The following is a 13846-nucleotide window of genomic DNA, read 5'->3' as shown; positions in this document are numbered from 1 at the left end:
GGGCCTACCATGATGCTAGACCCCGCTTGCGGAGGACAAAAAAACCTGCTGCGGCGGCTGCGGCGGCCAGCGCTGCGCTGACGATCCCGGCCGACACCGTGGTTGGGAGCAGGAAGTTTGCGGCGATGGCCGCCGTGGAGGCCATGGCAGCCGCCGCGAACGACCGGAGGGGAATGGATCCTGGAAGCATTCTTGCGGCCAGAACGCAGTAGGCCATGCCCAGACCCGCAAAGGTGACCGCCTTGACTGCTCCAAGCAGCCAGTACTGCTCCCCCTGCGCCGGAACAACGGCAACGACGGTTCCTACAACGAGGAGGAGGGGAGTCACCCAGGTGAAGGCGCTGGTCTTCTGCCGGGCAAACATGACGGACATCGCCACCAAATAGAGGGCGTAGCCACAGGCTGCGCCGGGCAAGACCTTCGCCAACTGCGTGACTTGGTGGTCCTCGCCTTTGAGGACCAGCATGCCCAGTGTCGCAGCAGCCGATGCGCCGATGGCGATCGCCCCACCCACCAAAGCGGTCTGGTTTCCTACTTTTCTGACTATCTTCCCAAGATGCTCACCATGTGATGCTTCGAGGATCCGGGCCGTCCAGACGTTGTTGAGCCCGGAGAGGATGGCGAAGGGTCCCAGAGCGAACGCGGCGGCCGCCACGTAGCGACCGGCGGATTCTGAATCCTGGAAGTGCTGCACCAGGAAGGTGTCTCCCTGCATCAGCAACATGATCGCCAAACTGTGGGGCAAGACCGGCAGTCCAAGGCGAAAGGCTGACCCGACCGCTTTCTTTGCCTTGGAAGGCCAGAGCGGCGGCGCGAGTGCCAAGCCCGCTATTGCTGTGGCCAGCATTCCGACGACGAAAGCAGCCATGTAGGTCGCGGAATCCGGCGAAATGAGGCTGATAGCGAGCAGTCCGGCCAAGTGGGATACCAACGAGGCGCCGCCGCTGAGCAAGACAAATGCCAGAGCCCGGCCCTGACTGCGGAGAATCGCCTGCGTGCTGACGACGGAGCTCAGCAGCCCGGTTGCCAGGATGGCGCACGAGATCGTGATCGCAATGTCCCGGTTTGGCTCCAGCACGAAGTAGCCGGCGGCGGCCAGGACTGAAAGTGTCAGACTGAGAATGATATTGGCGCCGTTGATCGCCCGGGCGTGGGTGGGTCCGTCTGAAGGCCCAAAATAAGCCCGCGTGATCGCAAGGGGCAGGCCGGCGGACAACACAACCTGGCCGACCTGCAGGAGTACGGCCGAGAGGCCTACCCGACCCCACTGTGTAGCGTCAAGAATTCTGATGGAAAACGGCTGCACCAGCAATGCACCCGTTCCTTGGAGCGCAGCACCCAGAAGATAGTAAAGGGACTGCCTGGCGTGGGACGGGCGTGCTGGTGAGGATTTAGCCAACGTTGATGAAATCGGGAGCGACCAATCTTGTGGACGCCGAACGCGGGAGTCTGTCCGGCAGGTGTTCGAATGGATCCTTCAGGAAGTGCAGGGGGGACAGCTTCGCCTCGTTGACGACGGGCCCAACTTTGCGTTGCTTCAGGCCCAAAATCGACTTTGCCTTTGTCCAGGGGGCGCCGATCCAGTAATCGGCAAAGGGCCGAAGTCCGCGTGAATCCCAACCCAGGACGCTGCGCAGGTCGGAGGGCGACTTCATGTACTCGTGGCCTAGCTCCGCGTACGCGATCTTCTGCAGGACAGGAACCGAGATGCTTTCCTCGTAGAACTCGGGCCAGAGGCTTCTCAGGTACTCCTCAGACGATGTCTCCTGGACGCCAGCTATCTGGAAATGCGGGCCGTACAGGCTAACCGGGGTTTCCACTGCAGCGCCGTACATCAGCGCGGTGGCGAGCCGGTTTGAAACCACCTTCTTGGAGCTCATCAGCAGCCACATGACCCGGGCAAGGAACGCAGGGTCGCGGCGTTCGCCAGCTGTTGTGATGCTGTGGCCAGCCTGTCGCCAGGCTTCGACAATTTCGGGCTTCTGCAGATCGTCGACGTGCATGCAGACCAACGCCGAGCCCTCCCGCTCGAATACCTCCTTGGCGTATCCCTGATGATCGCCTTCGACGTCTAGGAGACGGGTCCCATGGAAAGGAAACACGACCGCGTCGATAGAGCGTTCTATCGCCACCCCACTGTTCCTGACCATTTCGGCAAGATACAGAGCGGGCGAACCAATGGGGGTGCTGGCGAAACCCGTTTCACGCACCGATTCCTCTTCGCTCCATCCCCGGGAAGCATGGGTCCATGTGAATAGGTTTCCCTGGGGCGCCGAGTCGGCAAGATCGGCGAAGTGCGTGCGGATCGGCGTCACAGGCGTCCATCCATGCTGCAAGAGCCCGGCCATGTGACGGGGTCGCTGCAGCCCTGCATAGCCTGCAAGCACGGCGGAATGGCCATAGAAGTGGTTCTGAATGTCCATTACCGGACGGGTCTCCTTAGGATCTACGCGGCAGTTGGCGCTTAAACTTAGCGCCAGCTACGGCACTCAGGCACGCAACGCTGTCATCAAGGCTAGCTTGTGCCGGCATTCAGGAGCACATTGCTGAATTCGCCGTTCGACGCGACCGCGTACAGCCACATGCTGCCATCTTTGTGCCTTGCCAAGATGTTGGGTTGCCCGGCTTCGGCGAAAGCGCCAACCCCGGAAATGGACGAGAATACATCCCAACCGGCGCCTACCCGGCGCCGAGGCTGGAATCCTGCGTTCCCGTTCCCTGGGTACAACCATAGTTCACCTGACGCTGATCTAGCCAAAATGTCCTGCTTGCCGTCGCTGGTCAGATCCTCCGCGCTCACAACAGAGTTGAAGATGTTCCAGCCGGAGCCGATGACTTTGCGCGGCTGGAATCCGCCGGTGCCGGTGCCCGGATAAAGCCAAAGCTGGCCGCTGCCATCGCGGGCAATTACGTCGGCTCGGCCGTCTCCTGTCCAGTCGCCCGGGGAAAGGAGGGAGTTGAAGATATTCCAGCCGTGTCCGATTACCTTGCGCGCCTTGAAGTTCCCCAGTCCGTCAGTGGGATAGAGGTAGAGCGTGCCGTCCTGCGTGCGGGTGATGAGGTCGGGCTTTTGGTCGCCGTTGAAGTCGCCCGTGCTCACGATTGAGCTGAAGATGTTCCAGCCGGCCCCAATCTGCTTCCGAGGCAACCAGCCTCCATGACCGTTACCTCGGTAGAGGTAAAGGATTCCGCTCCTGTCCCTTGCAAGAACATCGAGGTGCCTGTCACTGTCGAGGTCCCCGGCCTCTAAGACGGTGGAGAACGTTCCCCAGCCGGCACCCACCTTTATCTTGTTAAGGTAACCAGAGGACCCATTGCCCACGTAGTTGCGGAGCTGCCCGCCCGAATCCCGGCGCAGCACATCAACGGGGCCATCACCATTCAGATCCTGCCCGCTGCGGACTTCCGCCGCACCGCTCCATCCGGTGCCCAGAAGGCGGCGGGCCAGGAAACGTCCGTCGCCGGTGCCGGGATAGAGGTAAAGATCCCCACTGTAAGTCCGTGCCAGGAGGTCTGGGTTTCCGTCTGAGTTGTAGTCGCCGGCGGCGCTGACGGAGTTGAATGCGCCCCAACCGTTACCAATGGCGCGTCGGGGGAGGAACCCTCGCGTTCCACTGCCGCGGTACAGCCACAACACGCCGTCGTAGGACACGGCAGTTAGGTCATTCAGGCCATCGCCGTCAAAGTCGCCAACTCCGTCTAAAGAGTCGAAGGTGTTCCAGGCGCTGCCGATTTGGATTCGTGGCCGGACCCCGCCCGTGCCGTCATTGCCATAAAACCAAAGCTTGCCGTCGCTCGACCGCGCAAGGATGTCGGCGGCACCGTCACCGTCGAAATCCGGGCTCGAAAAGACGCGGCTGTATATGTCCCATCCAGAGCCAATTTGTGTTGCGCTGCCGAAGCTTCCGTCCGCAAGGCCGAGCTGTAGAACGAGCGCTCCACTACTTCTCCTGGTAACCAGGTCCGGGCGGCCGTCACGGTTCATGTCCTGCGAGGTCAGGGAAATGGGACTGGCGAACTGCTGCCCAGAGGCGAAGCGCTTCAAGTTCTCATAGGTGCCGTTCCAGACATTTGAATCCCCGGCAAAAGGGCCACTGGGGCTAAACTGCCAGATGCTGTAATGACCCCAACTGGAGGGGATGGCTCCAGGACTGTCAGTAGGGGCCTCTGGATAGGACGCAACCCATAAGGGGTAGTCACCGAAGCCAGGGGCATCATTTGTGCACTGCTTCCACCAACCAGTGTTCGTGTAGATGACGGGCAACCGTCCGGTCAACGACCGCATGGTGTCCCCAAAGTCTCGGACCCACGAAGCCAACTGTTGGGGCGTTTTGTCGTAGCAGATGTCTCCGTGGTAAAAGCCGTTGATGGTCTGGCCGGCATAGGGATTGAACTCGAAGTCCAGCACTGGAGGCATCGTGTAACCGTCACCCGCCCAGCCACCGCCGTTTGCCACGAAGAAGCGTGCCTGGTCCGCACCAGAGGAGGCGTTGGGGATGGCAAAGTGATAGGCGCCGCGAAGCATGCCCACGTTGCGGGCACCCTGATACTGGGATGGGAAGCTCCCGCTGATGAAGTAATTGCCTTCGGTGGCTTTCACATATGCAAAGCGCGAACCCATGTTCCATTGTTGTTGCCAGTCCACGGCGCCTTGGTGGCTGCTGACATCCTGACCCTTGACGCCAAAGGACGGGACCCACGTAGCTTCTGTTACAGCATCCCGCCGCGACTGCACGGCAAGTGGATTGCCTTGGCCCATCTGCGCACCGTCTGCGCCTACCGCTGCCCGCATCGCGGCCTTCGCTGCTTCGGAATCGAATTCGGTGCCCGGGGCAGGCTCCAAGGGGACACTTGCTTCGCCTGTGGTGGCAGTCGGCGGTGATTCCATGGCTGAGGCCGGAACCGGCGCCCAAAAACCTGCAAGAAGCACGAGGGCGAAAAGGCCAGCGCTGAACGTGCCAGCAGTCCTACGCCGTGCAGTTATGGTCTGTGTCATATATCCGCTCCGCAGTCCAGGCCTGTGGCCCCAATGGGCCAATAGGCGCCGCGGCCGGTCGCGGTTGGGTCGCCCCACGATCAGCCCAGCCCCAAGGGGTAGTCCTTGGAGCGGCCCACCCTACCACTCTTGTTACTCCTGATGCCAATGATGGATTTGGTTCCAATGTGATTTGTGGGACGCGGCCGAAGGGCTTTTGCTACGGCGTCTCGCTCAGGGATTTCAGCGCTAATACCTGCAGCTCTAGACTGGACGCCATGAAGGTTTTGGTCACCGGCGGCGCCGGCTATATCGGATCACACACGGCTCTGTGCCTGCTCGAGGACGGACACGACATTGTCGTGCTGGACAACCTTATGAACTCGAACATCGAGGCAGTTCGCCGTGTCGAGGAGCTCAGCGGCAAGAAGGTGGAGTTCCGCGAGGCCGACCTCCTTGACGCTGAGTCTGTTGACCAGGTCTTCGCGGAGGGCGGATTCGACGCCGTCATCCACTTCGCCGGCCTGAAGGCCGTCGGTGAGTCCGTGGCGAAGCCGCTCTGGTACTACAAGAACAACGTTGTGGGTACGCTCAACCTGCTCGAGAGCATGGATAAGGCGGGCGTCCGGCGGCTGGTCTTCAGCTCATCGGCAACCGTTTACGGTGCCTCCGAGCACGTTCCCCTGATTGAGAAGTCTCCGCTGGATGCGACGAATCCCTACGGCAGGACGAAAGAGCAGATCGAGGACATCCTGTCCGACCTGAGTGACGCCGACCCGCGATGGAGCATCGCACTGCTGCGGTACTTCAACCCCGTGGGTGCGCACGAATCGGGGCGCATCGGCGAAGACCCCCACGGCATCCCGAACAACCTTCTGCCCTTCGTTGCGCAGGTTGCTGTGGGACGGCGCGAGAAAGTCATGGTGTTCGGAAACGATTACCCCACGCCAGACGGGACGGGAGTCCGGGACTACATCCATGTCATGGACCTCGCAGCCGGCCACTTGGCAGCGCTGAATTACCTGCAGACCAAGACCGGCTCGTTCCGCTGGAACCTTGGGACCGGCCGGGGTTCGTCCGTTCTGGAGGTCATCGACGCGTTCGGTGCTGCTGCAGGGCATCCGGTGCCTTTTGAATTCGCGCCCCGGCGGCCGGGGGATGCGGCCGTCAGCTACGCAGATGCCTCCGCCGCGTTGGCAGATCTGGGCTGGTCCGCGCACCGTGACCTGGCGCAGATGTGCGCCGACCACTGGCGCTGGCAGAGCGCAAACCCGTACGGCTACGCCGGTGAAGGTCAACCTGCGGCGGCGACGTAGACGCCCCTGATGGCCGACTGCCGACATGGGCGCCTGGGTCGGTTATCCACAATTGCGATTTTTCTCTGTATTCGGCGTAAGCAATCCTTTAGCTTTAACCCAGATGTACTGCCTCCGCTGGGGCCGGCAGTCGTTCGGGGGAATTCATGGATGCAGTACGCATTGTCGAGGATGAAGTCCGGGAGCTGATTCGTCGGCGGGGTCTCGATCCGTTGCACCAGACGGCCGAGGTCAGGCGGCTCGTGGAAGCGGCCGTGACCGACTATGACGAGCGCGCCCTCATGGGTCCGCTTCCGCCGCTTGGGCCGCTGGAGTCAGCGCGCCGGTTCGTCTTTGACGCTGTGGCCGGGTTCGGTGCCCTCCAACCGTTTCTGGATGATCCGGGCATCGAGGAAATTTGGATCAACGCGCCCACTGAAATCTACGTCGCACGGAACGGCGAATCCGAACTCACATCACTGACCCTGACGGACCAGCAGGTCCGGGACCTCGTTGAACGGATGCTGAAGAGCTCAGGCCGGCGGCTGGATATCTCATCACCCTTCGTGGACGCAGCACTGCCTGACGGATCCCGCCTGCACGTGGTCATCCCGGACGTCACCCGACGCCACTGGGCCGTCAACATCCGTAAGTTTGTTGTGAAGGCAACCCGGCTGGATCATCTCGTGGAACTGGGCACACTGACCCCTCAGTCCGGGCGCTTCCTAGGCGCCGCTGTCTCGAGCGGACTCAACATCCTGGTCTCAGGCGCGACACGGCCCGGTAGGGAACAAGTAGCTTAGAACTCGCGCCAAGGGCGTGTCGTTCGGATACGAAACGGGATCCGAGAAAAGCCCGCGACGTGACGGGACGGCGCAATCCGGTGGCCGCGGTTGTGTTGTGCCCGGATAGAGCACCCCGCAACCCCTCCACCAGCGTCGTGATCTTGGGATCCAATTGCCTGGAGGAGTGCCAACCTGACAAAGTTGGGGGGCCATTCGCGTTCTCACGTAGCGTTACCGAGCTGGGGCTGCGGAGGCGCTTCGGCCGCGGTAAGGTCATCATCAGCGGCATTCCATGGGGGAGTCTTTAGGTGCAAAAATTTTCGATCACCCGCCTAATCAATCAGGGCGGCCAAGGGCGTGTTTACGAAGTCCTTGGGGACGACGGCGTTACCTACGCTCTAAAAGTGTTGTCTATCGCCCCCGATAGTCCAGATCCTGACGAGGACAGACGGCGCTTCGAACGCGAGATATCGCTCATGACGATGCTTGACCACCCGGGCATTGTGAAAGTTATCGGGGCGCAGATGGAAAGCAAGGAGCCCGCCTACATCATGCCGTGGGCGTCCCACAGCCTGCACCAAGAAATTGCCGACAACCCTTGGGGCTTGGAGGAAGTCCATGCCCTTGGCGTCTTCGACGCAATATTAGACGCCATCGAGTACGCGCATTCCGCGAACGTTCTTCATCGAGATCTCAAGCCGGGCAACGTACTGTTCATCGACGGTAAGTATCAGGTTTCTGATTTTGGGTACAGTCGGCGGATCAACTCAGATTCGGCGGCACTTACGCGAACAAATGCCGGTTTTGGCTCCGAAGGCTACGTCGCACCCGAGCAATGGCACAATGCAAAGGACGCTGACGTCACGGCAGATGTGTACTCGTTGGGCGCCCTTCTCTATGCTCTGTTGGCAAACGCTACGCCAGGAGCGGGCATCGAACCAATCAAGGTCCCCGAGAGATTCCGAGATGTTGTTGTTAGGGCGACCAGCAGGGATTCAAAAAGTCGCTATCTAAGCATTACCGAAATGAAGAAGGCTATCGCTCGGCGAAGAACCGATATCGGCGAGACTGAAGCGGTGGAAAAGAAGGCAGCACGGTTACTCGCTGAGTGGAAGCAAAGTCAACCGGGTGCTCTCGCGGAGCTGAGCGCCCTTCTACTGGCCAATCGCGACGACCACGAGCTCTACTTGAACTTCGTCACGACCTTGCCTGGTGAATGTATGCAATCGATGGCTAACACAAGCGTCGACACGCTCGCGGACGTTTTTGGGTCTTATCTGTCAGCGATACAGGGACAACATCCGTGGGACTCGACCGATCAATACGCCTTGTTCATAGAAAGGGCTTGGAATTGGGTAGATCGTACCGAGGTTCGGCTGATGCTCCTGCAGCCGTTGCTCCTGCTCGGTTATAACCACAACCGTTACTTCGTAAGGGATCTGTTTGTTCGCATCGGTGGCAAGGCCGCTAACGACGCCCAGTATGTTCACTCCCTAATCGATATCCTGGATGCCAACCCAGGCGCTCGTGCTTTCGTTCGTGACGCTATGCTAGGTACCTCTCTGCCCCCCGCAGTGCAACAGATTCTGCGACAAGATGCCTAGCTCCGGGCCAAAACTTGTAAAAATCCAGCCTGATCCATCTCTTTTGTCTTTGATGGTGACTATGCGCTGGCAAGGCAAAGAGCTGGCAACGGGGACGGGTTTTGTAGTTGGGGCAGGTGCTGACCGATTCCTCATTACAAACCGCCATAACCTTTCTGGGCGGCACCCCAGATCTAATGAAATTATGCATACGCACGGGGTCACCCCTGACTCCGTCTCGATTCTCTATTTAGATATAAGTGATAAACAGGTGTGGCGGGAAATCTCGGTGCCTGTCTTGGACGCTGCTGATGAAAGCCCACTGTGGTTTGAACACCCAACACTTGGTCCGCAAGTCGACGTCGTTGCTTTGAAGCTCTCGTTGCCGGACGGAACGGCGCTGACTCCATACGACATGGCGAAGCCCGAGGACGACCCCGTCCTTTGGGTTGGTGAGGACCTGTTCGTTGTAGGTTTTCCGTTCGGGCAGTCATACCACCGAGGTATGGGGATATGGACCAGAGCATCCGTTGCGACCGAGCCGTCTGTCTACTACAACGGTCTGCCCATGTTCCTCGTTGATGCTCGCACACGTGCAGGGCAATCGGGGTCTCCTGTCCTATTTCGGCCTGGGCTGAGACCTGTGAAAATGACGTCAGGCCAGATCAGGACCAGCGAGATGACTGATTACTATCTTGCAGGAGTTTATTCGGGGCGGATCAGCGATGAGTCGGACATCGGCTATGTCTGGCGCACTAGCGTGATAGTAGACATCATCAATGGTCAGCAACGTTTCTCCGCGGACGGTAGGGCCAGGACTCAGGAGCTTCCGCCGCTTCGCGGAGAGGACGGGGTGGTGCGTCCGAGGCAGGGCATAAACAAAGATCGTCGTGCCCGGTAGCCCAGTGCGCCAGCTGGGAAGGTGTTCGTGGAGTCTGGCTAGCTAGACGCTCCGGGTACATCTTGGACAGGAAAGCGGCCGTGTGGCCGCGCGTGCTCTGAGTGCCGTTCCAGTCGCTTATTTCATCGGTTCCTCTCGGCGGGAGACGATGCAGGCCACTTCGGCAGGGACGCGTTCAAGAGCCGCTTACCGTCAGAATTGCTGTCCGAAGCGCGTTTTGGCGCCGATTCGCGCGGATCCCTCCGTCTATCAATAGAAGAGACCGAAGGCCTCCTGCTTTGTGTTGCCCCGACCCCGACTGCGCGCGCCCGACATCAGTTCCCAGCTCGGACGCAGGCGCGGTCTCAAACCAGTATGTTCCTAGGTATCTCTATGAGTGTGATGGTCTGTGATAAGCCGGCACGTGCTCTTCAGAGATTCAGGCATCTGCCCAGAACTTGGCAGTGGGCCAGGGATAGGCGGCTGTATATCCGCCGGGGGAGGCCGTCAGCCACGGCTTCGGTAGCTTCTTATACTCCGCTCCTCACTCTGACTGCGTGCGGAGGTCTCTTCGGCCCATTTATTTTGGTCCTCTCACGGTGTAGCGTTCCGCAGATCAGTTCCGATAGTGCCAGTAACCTTAATGAAGGGACACCAATGAAAACTGGTCTTGCGGTGGGTAGCCTTGTTATTAGCCTGATTGCGTTAGGTGTATCCGCAGTTGTCGGCTTCGGTGGCGCGATGGCGACGCTAGTTGCTGGAAGTTCACAGGTCGTATTCTCCGGCGTTTCTATTTGCCAAAATTGGGGGGCATTTGTGTCCGCGCAACAGAACTCGCCAAACTGGGGCAACCTGCCTGCCAGCGAGGTGGACGCCCGCATTGACCGGATGGGGAGTGTCATGTATAGCCGGATGTACGCCCAAGCCCAGAAGCTAACCAATTCCATCCTTCCGAGCTCGGCCCCGTCTGGGGGCACATCGGCTACACCGACGGACCCGACAGCGTCAGTCCCTTCCGCATCCTCGTCGATCACCAGCCCGCCTGAGAGCGTCGTCATTGAGCCAGTCAGTCTCGCGTCTGACTGTGGCTCTGCCGCGGAATACAGGATTGCTCGGGACACTAATGATCCGCTCACGTTCCGAACCACCGTTCGCTAAGAATGCTCAAGTAAAACCAACACAGAAGTTGGCAGAATTTCGGCGAGCGATGCCCCACCCATCAGTACCTTGGTGTGAGGACATCCCAGGGACACCGCAAGCGCCTGGCGGTGTCCCTGAAGGTGGTGGTTCTCCACTATTGCCATGGAGGAGTCGTAGTGCATTGGTTTATAGTCGACGAGACCAACAAGAACTCTATAAGCGGTCAATTCTTTATTACTGGCGGACCCGTGTTCAGCGATGATCAGATTGAGAAAAGCCGCGCTGTGGGACCTAGACCTCGAGCAATCCGGTGAATGTATTCCGGATGACCTGCGATCCATCCGCCAACTCGTTGAGCGAATCTCTGAGCCGGTCAGCTCGGTCCAGCAACGCCACCAACGCCTCTAGGTCCTCCGGGTTTGTCGGGACGGCAATCCTGAATTTCCGGAACGCGTCTTGCTTGAACCTGTTTCGGCTGGTCTTTGTGGAGCCGCTTGACTCGGCATCTACCACGCCCAGGTATTTGGGCGAGTTCAAGGCGTGGACGACATACTTCTTAAGAGCCGTTGGGTCGTATTCATTTGCGTTAGCCTCAAACATCGGGAACTCGCCAGATGCCACAGCATCAGAACAACTTGGGTCGACGATCGCAAATGACGCCCTGAAGGCAAACAGGCGGTTATAGACCAACGCGCCGCTGTGGACCTTCCTAAGGGAAGTGCTCTTTATGTCCTGTCCGAGCTTCGTCTCCCGGATGAAAGCTCCGCCGCCCCACCAGCGTACGCCGAGCAGCTTGTATTCCTTCTTCGGAGCGAGTCTGACGGTCTCTGAAACTTCCGTCAGAAGATCTCCGAGGGGCCGTTCAGTGAATTGAATATCAGCGACCAGCGTCTCCACGTCGTTTTTCAAGTCGTCGACGACGCCTTGGAGGCTCTTCAGATCGAGTGAAAGGCCTGCCAGTCCTATTGTGATGTCAGCACGGGAGGAAACGGCGGCATCTGGCCGCCAGTAGTGGCGAGGGTCAAGCCGATCAGTCAGCTTAGTTACCCAGACGTTTTCCCCACTTGGAGCCTGACCATTGCGCCAAGCGTTGTACTCCACCAAGATTGCTGGAAGCTCGTTTCCAGCGATCTCGAGCCCATTGGCCGCATATCCGGTATTCCGGCAAACGGCCATGAAAACGTCCTCCGAGTCGCTCGGCAAGTCAGCCAGAGGTGCGCTCCGCTTCTCAAGAAGCAGGATCGTCGTATTGGCTCGGCCTCCGTAAGCTTCGAAGGTTTCAGCATTCAGGCTGATCAGCCCCCGCACGATCGTGTTCTTGCGAACGTAGTCCCGGACGCTCTTGGTGGAGGGGTTAGCCAGAATCCCATCCATGATGACTATGGCAACGCGTCCACCGGGCTTTGCCAGCCGAATGGACCGCTCCATCGCAAGCGCTGCACGTTCGATGGCTTTCCGCCCCGACCCCAGGTCGTGGGCCTTCAGAATTTCGGGGTCTGATTCCGTGGAACCGAACGGCGGGTTCGTCAGGCACACGTCAAAGAGCTCGTCGCCTATGACCGTACTGCCGGACCTTATGGCATCCACAAAACCCGACTGCTTGAAGATGTTGCTAGCTGACTCCCCTTCTCCGTGCATGGTCATGTTCATCCGGCATGCGAGAGACGTGCGCTCATTCCAGTCGATACCAAAGAGGCTCTCCTTGTTGAGCGTCTCTAGGTAGCTGGCCTTCAAGTCATCTGAGATGGACATGGCATCGATGCTTTCGGCAACGAAGCTGTGCCAGGCGATGAGGAATCCACCCGTCCCACAGAAGGGGTCCACCACCGTCTCTCCGACCTTTGGAGAGAGGACCTCCACCATGAAGTTAACGACGTTCCTAGGTGTGAAGTACTGGCCCAACCCGCCCGTGAACGTGCTTCCAAGGAAGTGTTCGAATGCCTCACCCTTGACATCGAAGTCGGTCAGGGAGAGATCGAAGTTTTCGAAGTGGCCAACAAGCTCGCGGATGGTGCGATCACTGAGCTCGATTGTGTCGTTAGGAAGGAACAATCCGCTGTACTCCTGAGACTTGGAAGTCTCGCGGAAAATTTGCTGGATGATATTGATGTTGCTGGACATCAAGTCGTCGAACTTCTTGAGTCGGAACCGCTCTTTGCCGGATTTCTCTTCGAAGAGCTTGGTGAACATCACTTTAGACAACTCGTCAAAGGCCTTCGTCGGGTCGTAGCCCTCGTTGTTACGTATCGAGTTGTGGCACGCGCGCAGGATCCGCTTGTATTCGTCCACGCTATCGACCTTGAAGAGCTCGTGCCTGGCCTCTTCCGCCAACTTCTTGGCTTCCGGCCCCCGCTTGGCCGCCGCAGAGGCCTTCCCTGAGGTTGGCAGCCCTTGAGGAAGCAGCTTCTTCGTGAAGGTGTCGTACGCCTTCGTCTCGGTGCCATTGGTCAGCAGAACGAACGGAGCGATGGGAGTTAGCAAACGCGCGTATGAGAAGGCCTGGTCGGCATCGCCCGCCGTCAGGGGTGGAGTAGGCGGTTTCGTCTCGACTACAACCAGTGCTCGGCTCCGCGTTGGTTCGCTGTAGACCACGGCATCCGCAAAAATCGTTCGCGCTTTCCGCCCCTGCTTCACCTCGATGCCGACGTTGTAGCCGACATTGTCGAGTTGGTAGCCAGCTTCCGACAACACCTTCGGAAGGTGGTGAATCTTTACGTCGTCTTCGGACAAGAATTCCATGCGCGCTCTTCCCAACTTTCAATTCGTTGGACAAAGCTAAGCACAGCCGACAGCTCACCGTCAACCGGGCGATGGGGTGCATCGTGGAGGATGATTTAGAGTTGGGGGAGTAGCAGATCATATGCATCCCCCTATCTAACCTCGCGAGCCGTGCTCGAACAAACTTTCGAACCAGCGTGGCGTGCGGGCGCCTGGAGGGGGTTGGATGGAATGCCTCAAATATAGACGGACAAAACCGCGCCATCAGCGGGGGGTTGTCCAAGTGACGGTGCGCTTCTTTCTGGAGCCCCCCGTCGGATCGAACCGACGACCCCCAATTTACGAGATGTGGGTCGGTCACGCGCCGCGGGAAGGAGGCCGTGTTCAGTATCGCTCCAGATGTCCCTGCCCTATTGCCGGGGGAGCCGTTGGGCCTGAGCAGGGGCCTTCCGTGGGCAATTACGGCAGAA

Annotated in this window: 7 protein-coding genes and 1 pseudogene; 4 read left to right on the top strand and 4 right to left on the bottom strand. The window is 59.2% G+C overall.

The genetic code is table 11. The annotated features are described in order from the left end of the window. Nucleotides 1-4 precede the first annotated feature (4 nt). From J7I85_RS16125 to J7I85_RS16115, 3 genes are all read right to left on the bottom strand, one after another. Complete coding sequence (locus tag J7I85_RS16125) at nucleotides 5-1399, bottom strand: lipopolysaccharide biosynthesis protein (RefSeq protein WP_214853513.1); 1395 nt, start codon at nucleotides 1397-1399, stop codon at nucleotides 5-7. Beyond that, nucleotides 1392-2423 carry a hypothetical protein gene (locus J7I85_RS16120; RefSeq protein WP_214853509.1) on the bottom strand — a complete coding sequence of 344 codons (1032 nt, stop codon included), beginning with the start codon at nucleotides 2421-2423 and terminating at the stop codon, nucleotides 1392-1394. Before J7I85_RS16120 ends, J7I85_RS16125 begins: the two co-directional genes overlap by 8 nt. A 92-nt stretch (nucleotides 2424-2515) precedes the next feature. Then, nucleotides 2516-4759, bottom strand: coding sequence for an FG-GAP-like repeat-containing protein (locus J7I85_RS16115; RefSeq protein ID WP_251024423.1), 2244 nt, complete (start codon nucleotides 4757-4759; stop codon nucleotides 2516-2518). A gap of 494 nt (nucleotides 4760-5253) precedes the next feature. Between J7I85_RS16115 and galE the strand changes: the two genes are divergently transcribed. From galE to J7I85_RS25950, 4 genes and pseudogenes are all read left to right on the top strand, one after another. Continuing rightward, nucleotides 5254-6291 carry a UDP-glucose 4-epimerase GalE gene (gene galE, locus J7I85_RS16110; protein WP_214853503.1) on the top strand — a complete coding sequence of 346 codons (1038 nt, stop codon included), beginning with the start codon at nucleotides 5254-5256 and terminating at the stop codon, nucleotides 6289-6291. A gap of 146 nt (nucleotides 6292-6437) precedes the next feature. Next, nucleotides 6438-7058, top strand: a pseudogene (locus tag J7I85_RS16105) (ATPase, T2SS/T4P/T4SS family); the annotation flags it as partial. 305 nt (nucleotides 7059-7363) lie between these two features. Beyond that, nucleotides 7364-8659: a serine/threonine-protein kinase gene (locus J7I85_RS16100; RefSeq protein WP_214853499.1), complete on the top strand. Its 1296-nt coding sequence runs from the start codon at nucleotides 7364-7366 to the stop codon at nucleotides 8657-8659. Then, nucleotides 8652-9539 carry a serine protease gene (locus J7I85_RS25950; RefSeq protein WP_214853496.1) on the top strand — a complete coding sequence of 296 codons (888 nt, stop codon included), beginning with the start codon at nucleotides 8652-8654 and terminating at the stop codon, nucleotides 9537-9539. Before J7I85_RS16100 ends, J7I85_RS25950 begins: the two co-directional genes overlap by 8 nt. A 1410-nt stretch (nucleotides 9540-10949) precedes the next feature. Here J7I85_RS25950 and J7I85_RS16090 read toward each other — a convergent pair. Further along, on the bottom strand, nucleotides 10950-13397 hold the full coding sequence (locus J7I85_RS16090; RefSeq protein WP_214853493.1) for an N-6 DNA methylase: 2448 nt from the start codon (nucleotides 13395-13397) through the stop codon (nucleotides 10950-10952). Nucleotides 13398-13846: the final 449 nt, after the last annotated feature.

It is taken from the genome of Arthrobacter sp. ISL-65 (assembly GCF_018613795.1).
Classification (GTDB): domain Bacteria; phylum Actinomycetota; class Actinomycetes; order Actinomycetales; family Micrococcaceae; genus Arthrobacter.
Note: the sequence above shows the minus strand (reverse complement) of the source record. Positions and strands in the feature narration are given on the sequence as shown.